At 73.4% G+C, this 16,163-nt stretch carries 14 protein-coding genes; 8 read left to right on the top strand and 6 right to left on the bottom strand.

Annotated elements, in window-relative coordinates; translation table 11 throughout:
* Positions 1-65: 65 nt before the first annotated feature.
* Complete coding sequence (locus tag MB828_RS21945; protein WP_301649676.1) at positions 66-569, top strand: methylated-DNA--[protein]-cysteine S-methyltransferase; 504 nt, start codon at positions 66-68, stop codon at positions 567-569.
* Positions 570-715: 146 nt separating this feature from the next.
* On the top strand, positions 716-1,897 hold the full coding sequence (locus MB828_RS21940) for an SGNH/GDSL hydrolase family protein (protein ID WP_133026531.1): 1,182 nt from the start codon (positions 716-718) through the stop codon (positions 1,895-1,897).
* Positions 1,898-1,901: 4 nt separating this feature from the next.
* Here the strand turns inward: MB828_RS21940 and MB828_RS21935 are convergent, their stop codons facing one another.
* Entirely contained in the window at positions 1,902-2,387 is a 486-nt protein-coding gene (locus tag MB828_RS21935) for a DUF456 domain-containing protein (protein WP_301649675.1), read from the bottom strand.
* Positions 2,388-2,836: 449 nt separating this feature from the next.
* Between MB828_RS21935 and MB828_RS21930 the strand changes: the two genes are divergently transcribed.
* Together MB828_RS21930 and MB828_RS21925 are read left to right on the top strand one after the other, a co-directional pair.
* A complete protein-coding gene (locus tag MB828_RS21930) occupies positions 2,837-4,291 on the top strand; it encodes a protein phosphatase 2C domain-containing protein (protein ID WP_301649674.1) in 1,455 nt (484 codons plus the stop codon).
* Positions 4,292-4,369: 78 nt separating this feature from the next.
* Positions 4,370-6,112 carry a pyruvate dehydrogenase gene (locus MB828_RS21925; RefSeq protein WP_301649673.1) on the top strand — a complete coding sequence of 581 codons (1,743 nt, stop codon included), beginning with the start codon at positions 4,370-4,372 and terminating at the stop codon, positions 6,110-6,112.
* A 9-nt stretch (positions 6,113-6,121) separates the two neighbouring features.
* Here MB828_RS21925 and MB828_RS21920 read toward each other — a convergent pair whose 3' ends face one another.
* Complete coding sequence (locus MB828_RS21920) at positions 6,122-7,627, bottom strand: helix-turn-helix domain-containing protein (protein ID WP_301649672.1); 1,506 nt, start codon at positions 7,625-7,627, stop codon at positions 6,122-6,124.
* A gap of 177 nt (positions 7,628-7,804) precedes the next feature.
* On the opposite strand from MB828_RS21920, the gene MB828_RS21915 reads away from it, so the two are divergent.
* From MB828_RS21915 to MB828_RS21905, 3 genes are all read left to right on the top strand, one after another.
* Positions 7,805-8,425 carry a hypothetical protein gene (locus MB828_RS21915; protein WP_301649671.1) on the top strand — a complete coding sequence of 207 codons (621 nt, stop codon included), beginning with the start codon at positions 7,805-7,807 and terminating at the stop codon, positions 8,423-8,425.
* Positions 8,426-8,537: 112 nt separating this feature from the next.
* Positions 8,538-8,999 (top strand): hypothetical protein, encoded by a 462-nt coding sequence (locus tag MB828_RS21910; RefSeq protein WP_301649670.1) that lies wholly within the window; start codon positions 8,538-8,540, stop codon positions 8,997-8,999.
* A 306-nt stretch (positions 9,000-9,305) separates the two neighbouring features.
* Complete coding sequence (locus tag MB828_RS21905) at positions 9,306-9,755, top strand: ATP-binding protein (protein ID WP_133026439.1); 450 nt, start codon at positions 9,306-9,308, stop codon at positions 9,753-9,755.
* An 82-nt stretch (positions 9,756-9,837) separates the two neighbouring features.
* On the opposite strand, the gene MB828_RS21900 is transcribed toward MB828_RS21905, so the two are convergent.
* Positions 9,838-10,869 (bottom strand): DUF2637 domain-containing protein, encoded by a 1,032-nt coding sequence (locus MB828_RS21900; protein WP_133026438.1) that lies wholly within the window; start codon positions 10,867-10,869, stop codon positions 9,838-9,840.
* A gap of 317 nt (positions 10,870-11,186) precedes the next feature.
* Positions 11,187-12,011 (bottom strand): (2Fe-2S)-binding protein, encoded by an 825-nt coding sequence (locus MB828_RS21895; protein ID WP_301649669.1) that lies wholly within the window; start codon positions 12,009-12,011, stop codon positions 11,187-11,189.
* 163 nt (positions 12,012-12,174) lie between these two features.
* On the opposite strand from MB828_RS21895, the gene MB828_RS21890 reads away from it, so the two are divergent.
* Positions 12,175-12,942, top strand: coding sequence for a GntR family transcriptional regulator (locus MB828_RS21890; protein WP_301649668.1), 768 nt, complete (start codon positions 12,175-12,177; stop codon positions 12,940-12,942).
* Positions 12,943-13,447: 505 nt separating this feature from the next.
* On the opposite strand, the gene MB828_RS21885 is transcribed toward MB828_RS21890, so the two are convergent.
* Both MB828_RS21885 and MB828_RS21880 read right to left on the bottom strand, forming a co-directional pair.
* Positions 13,448-14,215, bottom strand: coding sequence for a hypothetical protein (locus MB828_RS21885; RefSeq protein ID WP_301649724.1), 768 nt, complete (start codon positions 14,213-14,215; stop codon positions 13,448-13,450).
* Between the two features lie 168 nt (positions 14,216-14,383).
* Entirely contained in the window at positions 14,384-16,078 is a 1,695-nt protein-coding gene (locus tag MB828_RS21880; protein WP_301649723.1) for a PucR family transcriptional regulator, read from the bottom strand.
* Between the last annotated feature and the right edge of the window lie 85 nt (positions 16,079-16,163).

Here is a 16,163-nt window from a genome sequence, read left to right as displayed (position 1 = left end):
GAAAAGGCTCATGCAAGGCTCGCTCGCATTCCCTGAAGGCTCATAAAAGGAGAGTCGAGGAACTGATGGACGTCACCTACTGGACCCGGATCCCCTCACCCGTCGGCGAGCTGCTGCTGACCGCCGACGCGGACGGGGCGCTGACGTCCCTGTCCGTACCCGGGCAGAAGGGCGGCAGGAGCGTCGGGGCGGGATGGCGGCAGGACCCCGGCCCCTTCACGGCGGCCGAGGAACAGCTCGGCGCGTACTTCGCCGGCGAACTCAAGGAGTTCCGGCTGGAGTCGCGGGCGCGGGGCACCGAGTTCCGGGAACGGGTGTGGGCCGCGCTCGACGACCTGCCGTACGGGGCGACGACGACGTACGGGGAGATCGCCGCGCGCATCGGGGCGGCCAGGATGGCGGTCCGCGCGGTCGGCGGCGCGATCGGCGCCAACCCGCTGCTGATCGTGCGGCCCTGCCACCGGGTGATCGGCGCCGACGGCTCGCTGACCGGCTACGCGGGCGGACTGGAGCGCAAGGTCCACCTGCTGAGGCTGGAGGGGCTGGAGGGGCTGGACAGCGTCCCGTAGGAGCGCGGAAACGGCGCGACGGGCCCCGTCCGCCGTTCACTGTCGCGCTCCGCCAGCCGGGTGCACTGACCGTCGAGTCGGCTCACCGGCCACCCCCCGATGTGCCACCTTCCCCCTCAGTGGATCTCCGGAGGGCGGACGTGCGGATGGGCAAGGCCGGGCAGGTGCTCGCGGCGGCGCTGCTGCTGGTGTGGGGTGCGACGGCGCGGGCCGGCGCCGGCCCCGCCCCCTCGCTCTGGGCCGGGAGCTGGGAGGCAGCGCCCTCCGGTACCGTCCCGGCCGTCCCCGGCGCCGCGTTCCGCAACGTCGTCCATCTGAGTGTCGGCGGCGCGGCCGTACGCGTGCGGATCAGCAACCGGCTCGGCAGCGCCCCCCTGCGGCTCGGCGCGGTCACCGTCGCCCGCCGGCAGGGCGCGGGGCCCGACGCCGTACCCGGTTCGATGCGCGTGGCCACCTTCGACGGCGCCGGTACCGCCGTCGTACCCGCCGGACAGGACCTGGTCAGCGATCCGGTACCCCTCGCCGTGCCGGCCGGCGCCGATCTGCTGGTGAGCGTCGAGACGCCGGGGGACTCCGGCCCCGCCACCTACCACCGGGTCGCCCTCCAGACCGGCTACGTCGCCGGGCAGGGGGCCGGGCGGGCCGCCGACGAGAACGGGGACGGCTACACCCGGACCACCGGGAACTGGTACTACGTCACCGGGGTCGACGTGCGGAGCGTCACCCTCGGCAGCGTGGTCGCCCTCGGCGACTCCCTCACCGACGGCAACGGATCCAGCTTCGGCGCCAACCACCGCTGGCCCGACCGGCTCGCCGACCGGCTACGGCCCTACCGGATCGGCGTCCTCAACGCCGGGATCTCCGGCAACCGGCTGCTGGCCGACAGCACCGGCGGCCCGGCGGCCCTGCGGCGCCTGGACGCCGACGCGCTCACCCGGGCCGGGGTCAGGACCGTGGTCGTGCTCGAAGGCATCAACGACATCAAGGGCACCCCGCGGGCGACCGACCCCGCCGACTTCGTGCGGGCGTACCGGACGATCGTGACCCGCGCCCACGAGCGGGGGATCCGGGTGGTCGGCGCCACCCTCACGCCCTACGCCGGATACGGCGAGTACACCGAGGCGGGCGAGTCCGTACGGCAACGGGTCAACGCGCTGATCCGCACCCGGCACGTCTTCGACGCGTACGTCGACTTCGACGCCGTCGTGCGGGACCCGCGGCACCCCGAACGCATCCGGCCCGCCTACGACCCCGGCGACCACCTGCACTTCAACGACGCCGGCATGCGCGCCCTCGCCGCCGCCGTCCCGCTCGTCGACCTGCTCTGAGCGGTCAGCCGGTCCAGACCACGGCGGCCAGCCAGCCCGCCGTGATCAGCAGGCAGGCGAAGAACTCGGCCAGCACACTGGAGCCGCCCGCGTTCATCGTGCTGCGCAGCGCGGCCCACGCCTCGGCGCGCCGGCCGAGGCGCAGACGTTCATGCAGGTAGATCCCGGCCATGAAGCCGGGGACCGCGCCCAGCACGGGGACCAGTACGAAGCCGAGCAGCGCGCCGGTCCCGGCGTACACGGCCATCCGGGGGGTCGCGCCGCTCGCGCGGAGCCGGCGGGGCGGCAGCGCCCAGCGCACCACCAGCGACAGCAGCAGCGCCGCGGTGGAGCCGACCAGGACGGCCCAGGCCACCGGGCGCGGGTCGTACAGCGCCCACCACAGCACCCCGGCCCACACCAGCCACGAACCCGGCACCCCGGGCACCAGCACCCCGCACAGGCCGAGCACCAGCACCAGGCCGACCAGCAGGAGTTCTCCTGCTCCCATCTGCCCAGAGTGCCGTGCGGGTCACTCCCGGGCCACCCGGCCCCGCGCGTGCACGGTCCCGCGCGTGCACGGCACCGCCAAGCCTTCACACCGGATTCCGACCCGGGATTCACAGCTGTTCACCAGGAAGACCCGTCACAATCTGGCCTCCGGCCGGCGCCCCCGCGTCCGGCCTGCCGAACGGTGACCCGGGCCCACGACGCGCGCACGCGCAGGGGATCTGGGGCCGGGTCACTCCGGTGTCGCCGGGTGGTTCTCCCGTGGGGGGTGGGATCACCCGGCGACTCACACGTGTCAGCGGCACCGTCCGGCTCCCGGGCGCGCACGACTCCCTTTCCTCGTACGGGTGTTCAGGTTGTCCCTCGACACGCCGTTCGAGACCGGGTCGTGTGCGGGGATTTTCCGGATGCCCCGTTTTCATCCGGCCCCTGCGGTGGACAATTAGGGGCATGAGCCAGCCAGGGGGTAGGCCCGCCCGTCATGACGACGACTGGTGGGGGCAGTTGTACGACGACTCCACGGAGGACACCGGACCCACGGCCGCACCCGATTCCCTGGACGACCGGTTCGCCTCGGCGAAGAACACGGTGGGGGGACGTCGGGGCGTCACCGCGGACCCGGACCAGACCGACCCACCACCACCGTCCGTACCGACCCAGCGCACCCCCGCCCCCGAGCCGCCCGCACAGCGCCCCGCCGTTCCCGAGCCGCCCGTGCAGAGCTCCGCCGTTCCCGAGCCGCCCGTGCAGGGGACTGCGGTTCCTGAGTCGTTTGGTGGCGATCAGGGGGCGTCGGTCGGTCCGAAGCCCTGGCCGTGGGACGTGGAGGAGCAGGAGCCGCTGGACGCGGACGACGACACCCCGGTGGACTTCCATCCCGCCACCGGGCCGGACCTGGTCCCGCTCCCGTCGCACTCCGCGGGGGCCGCGCCCGCCTCCTCCGTCGAGTACGTCGGCTCCGGTCCGCCCACCTACGACGCCGAGCCCACCGCCCTGCCCGGCGCCGACCCCGACCGGCTCGACGACCTGGTCTCCGACACCGTGCTGGACGGCGCCCGCTACGGCGCCTGCACCCTGCGGGCCGTCTCGCAGCGCGGCGACTCCGCCCGGTACCGGGGCGAGCCGCGCCGTGACGCGCTGCTCACCGCCCGGTTCGGGACCGGCGACCAGGCACTGGTGCTGGTCGCGATGGCCACCGGCGCCCGGGCCACGCCCGGCGCGCACCGGGCCGCCGCCGAGGTGTGCGAGCTGATCGCGCGGGCCGTGGGCCGCAGCCACCAGCGGCTCACCGAGGACATCCAGGCCGCCCGCCGCGGCGACCTCAAGTCCGGACTGCACCGGCTCACCGACCGCAGCCTCGGCAAGCTCCGCGCCAGCGCCGCCGAACAGGGCGTCGCCGCCGAGGAGTACGCGGCCAGCCTGCGCTGCCTGCTCATCCCCGGCCACCCCCAGTGCCGTACCCGGGTGTTCTTCGGCGTCGGCGAGGGCGGGCTGTTCCGGCTGCGGGACGGCGAGTGGCAGGACATCGAGCCACGGGTCGACACCGACACCGCCGGCGAACCGGTGCTCGGCTTCGGCTCGCCGCCCGCCGAGACCCCGTCCGGCGACCGGCTCACCATGGACCTCGGTATCCCCACCCCGCCGAGCCCGTACGAACCGGCCCCCGAGCCGCCCCGCGACCCCTTCCTCTTCCGGGCCTCGGTAGCCCGCCCGGGTGACGCCCTCGTGATGTGCACCGGCGGCCTCGCCGACCCGCTGCGCGGGGAGCCCGCCCTCTGCGCCTACCTGGCACGACGCTGGTCCGGCCGTACCCCGCCGGGTCTCGCCGCGTTCCTCGCGGACACCCAGGTACGGGTCAAGGGGTACGCCGACGACCGTACGGCGGCGGCCGTCTGGGAGGCGTGACGGCGGCCGCTGTGGATACATGGAAGGGCATGCCGGGGGAGTACCGAGATCCGCGGAGCCGAAGGGTGCCCGACCGCCATGGCCAAGCAGAACGTCGCCGAACAGTTCGTCGACATCCTCGTCCGCGCCGGAGTGCGCCGTCTCTACGGCGTCGTCGGTGACAGTCTCAACCCGGTCGTGGACGCCGTCCGCCGCAACTCCGCCATCGACTGGATCCACGTCCGCCACGAGGAGACCGCGGCCTTCGCGGCCGGCGCCGAGGCCCAGGTCACGGGCCGGCTCGCGGCCTGCGCCGGCTCCTGCGGCCCCGGCAACCTGCACCTGATCAACGGCCTGTACGACGCCCACCGTTCGATGGCCCCGGTCCTCGCCCTCGCCTCCCACATCCCGTCCAGCGAGATCGGTCTCGGCTACTTCCAGGAGACCCACCCCGACCGGCTCTTCGAGGAGTGCAGCCACTACAGCGAGCTGATCTCCAGCCCGAAGCAGATGCCCCGCCTGCTCCAGACCGCCATCCAGCACGCGGTCGGCCGCAGCGGGGTGAGCGTGGTGAGCCTGCCCGGCGACATCGCCGACCAGCCCGCGCCGGAGCGGTCCGCCTCGGCTGCCGTCGTCACCTCCCGTCCGACCGTCCGCCCCGGCGACGACGAACTGGACAAGCTGGTCCAGATGATCGACGCGGCGGACAAGGTCACCCTCTTCTGCGGCAGCGGCACGGCCGGCGCGCACGCGGAGGTCATGGAGCTGGCGGAGAAGGTCAAGTCCCCGGTGGGCCACGCCCTGCGCGGCAAGGAGCACATCCAGTACGACAACCCGTACGACGTCGGCATGAGCGGGCTGCTCGGCTACGGCGCCGCCTACGAGGCCACCCACGAGTGCGACCTGCTGATCCTGCTCGGCACCGACTTCCCGTACAACGCCTTCCTCCCCGACGACGTGCAGATCGTCCAGGTCGACGTGCGCCCGGAGGTGCTGGGCCGGCGCTCCCGGCTGGACCTGGCGGTGTGGGGCGACGTACGGGAGACGCTGCGGTGTCTCGTGCCGCGCGTACGGGCGAAGGAGAACCGGCGGTTCCTCGACCGCATGCTGAAGAAGCACGCCGACGCGCTGGAGGGGGTGGTGAAGGCGTACACCAGGAAGGTCGAGAAGCACGTCCCGATCCATCCGGAGTACGTGGCCTCGGTCCTCGACGAACTCGCCGACGACGACGCGGTGTTCACCGTGGACACCGGGATGTGCAACGTCTGGGCGGCCCGCTACATCTCGCCCAACGGCCGCCGCCGCGTGATCGGTTCGTTCTCGCACGGCTCGATGGCCAACGCGCTGCCGATGGCCATCGGCGCCCAGTTCACCGACCGGCGACGGCAGGTCGTGTCGATGTCCGGGGACGGCGGGTTCACCATGCTGATGGGCGACTTCCTGACCCTGGTCCAGTACGACCTGCCGGTGAAGGTCGTCCTCTTCAACAACTCCTCGCTGAGCATGGTCGAGTTGGAGATGCTGGTCGCGGGTCTGCCCGCCCACGGCACCCACAACGTCAACCCCGACTTCGCCGCCGTCGCCCAGGCCTGCGGCGCCTACGGGGTGCGGGTGGAGAAGCCCAAGCAGCTGGCCGGTGCCCTCAAGGACGCCTTCCGGCACAAGGGCCCGGCGCTGGTCGACGTCGTCACCGACCCCAACGCGCTCTCCATCCCGCCCAAGATCAAGGCCGAGATGGTCACCGGCTTCGCGCTGTCCGCGTCCAAGATGGTCCTGGACGGGGGTGTGGGCCGGATGGTCCAGATGGCCCGTTCCAACCTGCGCAACGTGCCGCGTCCGTAGGCCCGTCGCTCAGCCGACGGTCGGCACCCACTGGCGGACGCCGTCCACGAAGCCGTACCAGTAGTGCGGCAGGCCCTTGATGGAGCTGGTGCGGAACGGCTGCCCGTGGTCGTCGACCCGGACCGTGCCGGAGCGGCCCTGCGAGGACCAGTCGAGTTCGAGGTACCAGCGGCAGTCGCAGCCGACGGTGTTCGCCTGCACCCGCAGCACCTCCGGGTCGGTGGCGGAGACCCGGTAGGGCAGGTGCATGGTGGAGACGGTCTTCCCGTCCGGGCCCTCACCGGCCACCGGGCGGGCGATCGGGCGGTCCTTGTCCAGGTTCACGTCGAAGTAGCGCGGGGTGAGCCCGCCGCCGCAGCCGTCGGCCATGGAGTAGGCGATGCCCGGCGCGGGCGCCGTACGGCCGACGACCCGCACCCGCAGGTCCTCCAGGACCACGGCGGTCGACGAACGGCCCTGCACCGAGACCTCCACGATGGTGTCGCCGCCGTGCACCGCGTTCTGGGTGGCCGCCCAGGTACCCGCGTCCTGCGGGGCGGGCGGCGGCGGGACCTGCGCCGGCTGCTTGTCGATGACGTAGTCGTGGTCGCAGCCCAGGTCCCACAGCTGGGAGTTCGCGGTCCAGGTGAGCGGGACGCCGGTGGGGGCCTGGGCGGTGGGGGTGGCCCCGCCGGAGCGGGACGCGGAGGGCCGGGCACCGCTCGGCGAGGGGGACGGCGAGGGTGTGGCCGACGTCGGGGCCGCGGCCGGACCGGTGGACGCGGCGGCCTCCCGGCGTCCGGTGTCACCGGCGGCGGTCGTGGGGGCGGCGGAGCCCGGGTGCCGGGCGGCCGCGTCGGCGGGCGGCGGGTCGTCCGGGAGCGCGGCCAGCGTGCCCAGCGTCGACAGCAGAACGGTGGCCACGGCCGCGGCGACCAGTGTGCGCCGCCGCCGATACCAACGCCGCGAACCACCGGGCGCCTCCGCCGCCCCCGCGCCTCCCACACCCACCGGCCGCACGACGGACTCGGCGCCGGCCTCCACTACGGACGCGGCGTCGACCTCCGTCATTGACTCGGCGCCGGCCTCCACTACGGACGCGGCGTCGACCTCCGTCATAGGCTCGGCGTCAGCCTCCATCTCGGCCCCCGGCCCTGCCGCTGATCCCGCCCCGGCCTCCGTCGCGTGCTCCGGTCGTGCTTCCCGTGCGGGTGCCGCGGGCGGCTGTTCGGCGTCCGTTCCGCGCGGTCGCTGTCGGGCCGCCACCGCTCGCAGCCAGCGCTCGTGGAGTTCGAGACGTTCCCGCGGTGTCGCTCCGCAGAACGCCGCCAACCGCTCCACCGGGGCGAAGTCCAGCGGCACCGCCTCGCCCGCGCAGTAGCGGTGCAGGGTGGAGGTGTTCATGTTCAGCCGACGGGCCAGGGAGCCGTAGCTCCGGTCCGTACGGTCCTTCAGCTGCCGCAGCAGCGCCGCGAACTCCTCGACATCGTCGCGCACGGACACCTTCCCCCGGTCGTGGCCATCCCAGGCCCTCATATACCTGCACGTCAACAGGGCTGGGATGGTTCCAGGCCGGGGAAACGGGCGGTCGCCGTTGCGGTCCACGCAGGTGACGGCCGATGCTCTTGGTGTCGCACCGAGCGGGGCCGGACCGACCAGTCGGCCGCGTCGGCGACAGCCCACACCCATGTACCGACCCACGGGGGATCACCCATGCCCAAGCGCACCCGAGCAGGCGCGCTCACCGCACTCGCCGGCGCCGCACTCGTCGTAGGCACCGCACTCGCCGCTCCCGCGGCGGCCGCGCCGAAGGCGCCCGGCTTCCTCAAGGCGGCCGACCTGCCGCCACGGGCCGGCACCTCCTGGACGGCCGGCAAGGTCACCGCCGGCATTCCGGACGAGGTCAAGCAGGACATGTGCATCGGCGTCGGACTCGGCGGCGGCCAGGACTCCTGGTACCGGAAGTTCCGGACCGACCTCGACACGAGCGCCCGTCAGGTCAGCGCCGAGCTGCCCAGCGTCCGCCTGGCCAAGGGCCGATTCGCGAAGCTCGACGAGGACATCGTGTCCTGCGCGGACCGGATCGAGATGGCGGACCCGCAGATCCAGGCCACGTTCCAGGACCACGGCACCCTCCCGGTCGGGGACGGCGCCCACGTCTACGCCCTGCGCACCGTGACCGCCTGGGGTACCAGCGACATCCGGCTCATCTCCATCGGCCGGGAGGGGCGCACCGTCACGGTCGTGGACTGGGGGCAGCTCGGCGGTTTCGTGGACGCGCCCGTGCAGGCCTTCAAGAAGACCACCACCACGGCCGTGAACAAGCTCCACTGACCGGCGGTCAGCACGCACGACCGGTACTCGAACCGGGGCCGTCCTCTTGCTCGGGGGAGGAGAGGACGGCCCCGGACACAGCAGACCCACCCACAGAAAACGGGGAACAGACATGAGCAGCAAGACCCGCGCCGTCCTCACCGCCGGCGTCCTCGCCGTGGCCCTCGGGCTCGGCGCCACCGCCCAGGCCTCGGCCGGCGCACCGCGCACCGTCAGTGGCAGCCCGTCCGACAACATCAGCCGGATCGCCGACTTCTACGGCGCCTACATCGACGCGGAGAGCGACCCGGACGGCAGCGGCAGCCTGCCCACGGCGCTGCGCACCTACTACATCGCCCCGACCTACCTGAAGAAGCTGAAGGCCTGGGAGAACCGCGAGCACGCGGACGGGGTGCTGCGGGCCCAGAACACCCCGCTCAAGTGGAAGGTCACGGACAACGGCACCGGGAAGTACACGGAGGCCGTCGTCACGCTCACCTGGAGCCGCAACACCACGACGAAGCTGGTCGTCGACATGACCCGCGACACCCACAAGATCGTCAACATCGGCACCAAGGGCCTCGGGAGCAAGTAGCCGCGAGGACGGGTTTCGGCCAGGTTCGCCTGTGCCGTGGACCGGGGGAATCAGCCCAGGAGGTCGCGTGAGGGGCTGATTCGCGCCGGTCCACGGCACCGTTGGCGCGTACGGGACGGTCCGGGCGACGGCGTACGCACGGGGGCGGATCCAGGACTTGGCCGAACACCCGGTCGTCATCGACGTGACATGACTGGCGCGTGCCCGAGCGGGCATGGATCCCCGTGAACGTGTTCGATCAGGAGGGGATCCGGCAACAACGTGCGGGCGGGGGTCATGAACAGTCAGGCACGAGGGGGCGGTCCCGTGGCCATCGGGGCCTCCTCGGCGCAGACGGCGGGGGAAGAGACCGACACGACGGAACGGGGACACCCGCCGCAGCTCAGGCGGCGGTTGGGGTGTTCGGACCTGCGGGCGGTGCCCGAGGCGCGCAGGGAACTGCGGGAACTGCTGCGGCACTGGGGCCGTCCGGGCCGCTCCGAGATAGCGGAACTGCTCACCAGCGAACTCGTCACCAACGCACTGGTCCACACCGACCGCGAGGCGGTCCTGACAGCCGTCGTGGAGCCGGACCAACTACGGGTGGAAGTACGGGACTTCGTCACCCGCAGGCCCCGCTTGTGCGCTCCGGACACCGGTGACGGCACGCACGGCCGGGGCATGGTGCTGGTGGACTCCCTCGCGGACGCGTGGGGGGTCCAGGCGCACGACGTCGGCAAGTCGGTGTGGTTCGAACTCGACGCCGAGGCCGCCTAGCCCTCGCGCACGTGACAACGGGACGGGGGCGTGACCTTCATGGTCACGCCCCCGTCCCGAGGTGTCGTACGGCAGCGGGCGATCAGCCGAACTGCTGCTCCAGGTCCTTGAGCTTGCGCTCCAGGGAGTCAAGGCGCGGCAGGGCCATTGTGTCGTCCTCCGCGGTCAGGTCGACGGTCATCTCAGACCCTTTGCGGACGGGCTGAAGGGAGGGCCGCTGGCGTACGGGCAGCTCCGCCGCCGATATGGCAGGCTCCGCGGAGGCCTGGGCGGGCGCCCGCTCGACCTGGTGCACCTCTTCCTGCCGGCCGGCGCGCCCGACGAAGCCCCGGTGGCCGCGGCTTATCGCCTTGAGCTGGGCCCGCTCCAGACGGTCCTGCTCGCGACGGCGCAGCCGGTTCTGCTCCTTCTGGCGCTGGTCGTCGCGCACCTCCTCGACCGCCTCGTCCAGGCTGCGCACGCCCTCCAGGAGCATCAGCGACCAGGCCTTGTAGGTCTCACGGGGGGCCCGCAGCCAGCGCACGATGCGGATCTGCGGCAGCGGACGCGGCACCAGGCCCTGCTCGCGCAGGGCGGCCTTGCGGGTCTGCTTCAGCGCGCGGTCGAAGAGGACGGCCGCGGACAGCGACATGCCGGCGAAGAACTGCGGAGCGCCCGCGTGGTCGACGCCCCTCGGCGCGTGCACCCAGTTGAACCAGGCCGCGGCACCCGCGAACGTCCACACCAGCATCCGGGAGCCGAGGGCCGCGTCACCGTGGCTCGCCTCGCGCACCGCGAGGACGGAGGAGAACATCGCCGCGCCGTCCAGGCCGAACGGCACCAGGTACTCCCAGCCGTCGGAGAGTCCGAGGTTCTGCTGGCCGAAGCCGACCAGTCCGCGGAACGAGAGAGCCGCGGCCACCGACGCGGAGGCGAACAGGAGCGCGTAGGAGACGGTGCCGTATATGGCCTCCTTGCGCCGACGCCGCTCCTCGCTGCGCTCCCACGAGTCGTCCTTCGCGTGCTCCCCGCCGGACCGCTTGGAGCGCGCGAGCACCGCCACCGCGACCAGCATGCCCAGGAGCAGTACGGCGCCGGGAAGCAGCCAGTTCAGCGATATGTCGGTCAGTCTCATCTAGGGGTCCCTTGCATTGGGATAGGGCGTATCGCCCGCCATAGTGGCCCAATCCCACAGACCCTCAGGGGGTTTCGGGGCAAGAGGCCGCCAACGAAGTGCAAGGGGATGCCCAGGGCGGCATTCTGCTCGAACTGCCGCTTGAGGGGCGGAGGTTGAGTTCGAGTAAGACTACCCATACGGGTGGTTCCTCGGAAAGTTCCTGCGGCAAGTGAGGAAGTTGTGAATTCCCTGTCGGCGCAGGGGCGACCTCGACCCTCCGTGATCTTAGTGGATCCGGGACGGTGCCTCGCCCACCCGGGGGGTCTGAGGGTTCCTCAGGCCGCAGCGGCCGCCGCGAGTTTGACGATCCGCTCGTCGTCGCAGGTGCGCGGGCAGGTGGCGCAGGTGTCCTCGGGGCGCAGGGTGTAGTACATGCAGCAGCTCGCCCGGTCCCGGGTCGGCAGCGGCTCGCCGGCCGGACCGGACAGCACCCGGAAGGCGGCGGAGCCGACGTACGGCTTGGTGGTCCCGGGGAACAGCGCCGCCAGCTCCCGGACGGCCCGCTCCTCCTCGCCGAGGACGCCGGCGACGTACCAGAGGCCCTCCACCACCTCGTCGGTCGCCATGCCCCACAGGGCGCGGCCGCGACGCCGCATACGCGGGCCGAAGCCGCCGAGGACCGGTTCCAGGTGCTCGGCCACGGCCGCCCTGACCTCCGCCCGCAGCGCCTCCTCGTCGCCGACGACGACCGCGCCGGGCAGTGCCGCCGCGGGATCCCCCGGGAGGCAGGCGAAGGATTCGACGCGCACGGCCAGCCGGCCCGCCGTGCGGTCGTACGACACCTCGGTGGCGGGCAGGCGGGGGACCCGGCGGTCCAGGAACCAGGGGAGGGTGATCAGCAGGCAGGCGGCCCAGCCGTAGCGGTGCAGGCCGAAACTGGCGACCACGTCGGGGCGGCCGGGCCGGCCGTAGTCCCGCAGGATCTGCTCCTCGTCCCAGGCGAGGAAGGCGTCCAGGCCGGGGCCACCCGCCGCGAGCTCGGCCGCGCCGACCCAGCCGCCGCCCCGGGGTGCCGCCTCGCCCGGCGCCAGCTCCGTGACCGCCAGGTCGGGGCAGGCCTCGGCGAGGCGGGCGTAGGAGGCGGAGACGGGGGACGTCATGGGCTACCACCGATCGGGTGCGGGCCGACTGCCGGATAAGTAAGCCTTACCTTACCCATCCGTTCGGAAATTTGAACCAGCGCCTTGTGCGCCTAAGGTGCTTGACGGACAAGTAACAACCCGCCGTTAATGACCCAAGTGCCGACGGCCCGGAGGAGGACCCGTGAACCAGCGCGCGCACGCGGCTTCCGCCGAGACGGCCCGGGTGCCCGCGCAGTCGCGGTCCGAGGAGACGGCGCGGGAAGCGGCCGGGTACGCCGTCGGCGGGGCGGCCGTGCGCGGTGAGCACACCCACGGCGAGCGGCCGATCCCGCAGTCCAGGCCCGTCGTGCAGCGGGCGTCCGTGCGGGGGCAGATACTCGACGCGCTGCGCACCGCGCTGATGGGCGGGGAGCTGCTGCCCGGCGAGGTGTACTCGGCGCCGGCGCTGGGGGAGCGGTTCGGGGTGTCCGCGACGCCCGTGCGCGAGGCGATGCAGCAGCTGGCCCTGGAGGGCACCGTCGAGGTCGTCCCCAACCGGGGCTTCCGGGTCGTGGAGCGGGGTGCGCGGGAGCTCGCCGAGCTGGCCGAGGTGCGGGCGCTGATCGAGGTGCCGGTGATGATGCGGCTGGCGCGGAGCGTGCCGGCCGAGCGGTGGGCCGCGTTGCGGCCGCTGGCCGAGGAGTCGGTGCGGGCGGCGGCGACGGGGTGCAGGGCGACGTATGCGGAGGCCGACCGGGCGTTCCACCGGGCGGTGCTGGGGCTGGCGGGGAACGCGCAGCTGGTGCGGATCGCGGAGGACCTGCACCGGCGGGCGGTTCCGCTGCGCGGGGGCCGGGCCGACCTGATGTCGGACGCCGGGGAGCATGCCGCGTTGCTGGAGGCGTTGGTCGAGGGGGAGTTGGACAGGGTGCGGGCGCTGGTGGCCGGCCATTTCGCCGACGCGGGGTGAGGGGCGAGGCCGGTTACGCGGAGTCTCGCCGTAGCTTGTGCGGGTGCTGAGCCGGCCGCGGGCACGTCGTGGCCGATCGCGCAGTTCCCCGCGCCCCTGACGGGGCTTGTGTGGGTGCGGGTGTAGGGGGTCGTTCGCGGAGTCCCGCCGTGGCCATGCGGGTGCTGAGCCGACTGCGGGTGCGTGGGGGTCGTTCGCGCAGTTCCCCGCGCCCCTGACGGGGCTTGGGTGGGTGCGTGGGTGCGGGTGTGTGGGGCGTTCACGGAGTTCCGCCGTGGCCATGCGGGTGCTGAGCCGGCTGCGGGTGCGTGGGGGTCGTTCGCGCAGTTCCCCGCGCCCCTGACGGGGCTTGTGTGGGTGCGTGGGTGCGGGTGTGGGGCGTTCGTGTGGGGGCTCGTGGCTCTGGTGGGGGTGCTTTGCTGTGGGCAGGCGTGCCGCGGGGCGGCACGGGTGGGCGCGGCGGCACCTGGTGAGCGCCGGTGAGTGACACCCCCGGCCCCAGCTGTCACGCCGTTGCCGCGCCCGGGGTTGGTGGGGTCAGCTGTCGGGCCAGCCAGGTCGGGACGCCGCCCAGGAGGCGGAACAGGCGGCCCGCTTCCTCCCGTAGGCGTGACGCCTCCGGCTCGGGTTCCGTTTCGGCGAGCGAGGCGAGGGCCGGGGCCGTGCCGACCAGGTAGCCCAGTTCCTCCCTGATGCGCAGCGACTCGGCGAAGCCGTGCCGGGCCTCCGTCAACTCGCCGTCCCGCAGCGCCAGTCCGGCCAGGTGCCGCCAGGTGAAGGAGAGCAGCAGCGGGTCGGCGTGCGCGGTGGCCGCCGCATGCGCCCGGCGGTAGGCGGCGCGGGCCGCCTGCGGGGACAGGGTCAGGTTCTCCGCCAGCAGACCCCGGCGGAAGTCGAGGAGGGCGCGCCCCGGCGCCCCCGGAGGGATCAGCGCCGCCGCCCTGCCGAGCGCGGCCCGCGCCTCGTCGGCCCGGTCGCGCACCCCGTGCAGCGTGGCCGCGTAGGCGAGCTGACCGCGCTCGCAGGCGGCGGCGCCCCGCTCCTCGTCGGTACGGGCCTGCGCCTCCGCCGTCCGCAGCGCGTCCTCCGCCTCTTCCCAGCCCCGCTCGGTGTACAGGCACCGCTCGACCATCAGCCCCGCCCGTTGGAGCGAGTACGCCGGGGTGTCCGACGGCAGCAGGGCCGCCGCGTCGGCCCAGCAGGCCCGCGAGCGCAGCCGCCATACCGCGGTCTGGAGCGGATCGTCACCAGCGGTCGTTCCGTTCCCAGACATGGCGGAGTACGCCACGTTGCCCTCCCCTAGCGCGCCGTCGAGCAGTGAAGTGGTGGCGGCATTCCAGCATCGATCGCCGCGCGGGGCCAAGAGGGTGGGTGAATAATTTCACAAAGTCGTGGGACACCGACGGCACTTGGCACGAGCCCGTCGCATGCCCGCGTGACCTCAGCTCATCCGCAACGCCAAGAAGAAATCGAGTTTGTCCTCCAGCCGGGACAGGTCCCGGCCCGTCAACTGCTCGATCCTGCCCACGCGGTAGCGCAGCGTGTTGACGTGCAGGTGAAGACGGGTGGCGCAGCGGGTCCAGGAGCCGTCGCAGTCGAGGAACGCCTCCAGGGTCGGGATCAGTTCGGCGCGGTGCCGGCGGTCGTAGTCCCGGAGCGGGTCCAGCAGCCGGGCGGTGAAGGCGCGGCGGACGTCGTCGGGCACGAACGGCAGGAGAAGGACGTGCGAGGCCAGTTCCTGGTGGCCGGCCGCGCAGACCCGGCCGGGCCGGGCGGCGGCCACCCGGCGGGCGTGCCTGGCCTCCTCCAGGGCACCGCGCAGTCCCTCCGCCGAGTGCACGGCCGCGCTGACACCGAGGGTGAGCCGGCCGTCGTCGTCGAGCCCCGCCGTCAGCGGGTCGCGCACGGCCGCCAGCAGGACGTCGGCGTGGACTCCGGCCTCGGAGCCGTCGTGCTCGGCGGTGACGGCGGGCAGCGGGACCAGGGCGACCGCCTCGTCCCCGGTGTGGGCCACCGCTATCCGGTCGGACGGCTCGGGACCGACGGCCAGCGGGTCGACCAGGATCTCCTCCAGGAGGCACTGCGCGACCGGGCCGCCCTCGACCTCTCCGCCGGCCCATTCGACCCGGGCGACCACCACCTGCCAGTGCGGGGCCGCGCCGAGGCCCGGCAGCAGGACGGGGGCCGCCACCCGCAGCCGCGCGGCGATCTCCGCCGGTGCCGCGCCCGTCTGCACCAGCTCCAGGACCTCCTGGGCCAGCCGGCGCCGCACGGTGCGCGCCGCGTCCCGGCGGTCGCGTTCGACGGCGATCAGCTGGGTGACGCCCTGGAGCAGGTCGAGCCGCTCCGCGGGCCAGTCACCGGCGTCCGCCTCGACCGCGAGCAGCCAGTCCGACAGCACCGACTCACGCACGTCCCGCGCGCCCTGCGCGGAGCGGCCGCCGGCTGCCGCCGGGAGGTGCCCCCACCGGATCGGGAAGAGCGAGTACGTCACCGTGCCCAGCAGCACGCGGTACGGGCCGCGGCGGCCGGTGCGGGTGGCCGCCAGGTGTTCGGCGGCCAGAGCCGCGCAGACGTCGGCGGGCAGCGCGGGCCCCGCCACCTTGGAACCCGCGATCAGCCGGCCGGTGGGGGAGAGCACCCAGGCCCGCAGGTCCAGGTCGGAGCCGAGCAGGTCCAGGACCACGTCCGGTCCGCCGCCCGCCGGGCCCGAGGTCATCATCCGGCGGTGCCGGTCGACGACCGCCGCCAGGTCCCCGGCGCGCTCCCCGCTGACCTGCCGTACGACATGCTCGGTGATCGTCGCGAAGGCCACCGACTCGTGGACCGCGAAGAGCGGCAGCCGGTGCCGTGCGCAGGCCACGACGAGGTCCTCCGGGACGGCGCCCAGCTCGGCCTCGCCGGCCGCCAGCGCGACCACCCCGGCCTGCACGAGCAGCCGTACGAACGGCTCGGAGTCCGCCGCGTCCCGCCGCCAGGCCAGGCCGGTCAGCACCAGCTCCCCGCCCGCGAGATAGCGGCTCGGGTCGCGCAGGTCGGTCGTCATCACCCCGCGCAGGGTGCGGTCCAGCTCGTCCTCGCCGCCGAGCAGCCGCAGGCCCAGCGCATCGGTGTCCAGCAGTGCGCGCAGCCGCATCTCGTCGCCGCCGTTCTGTGTCTCGAAATCTACGATGAGTCTTGGAGGGTCGTGGGTGAGGTGCCCGGCGTGCGTGGTCACGGGC

Source organism: Streptomyces arenae, assembly GCF_022343545.1.
In the GTDB taxonomy this organism is placed as follows: Bacteria; Actinomycetota; Actinomycetes; order Streptomycetales; family Streptomycetaceae; genus Streptomyces; species Streptomyces humi.
The sequence above is the reverse complement of the archived record's forward strand: the minus strand, read 5'-3'. Positions and strand labels throughout refer to the sequence as shown.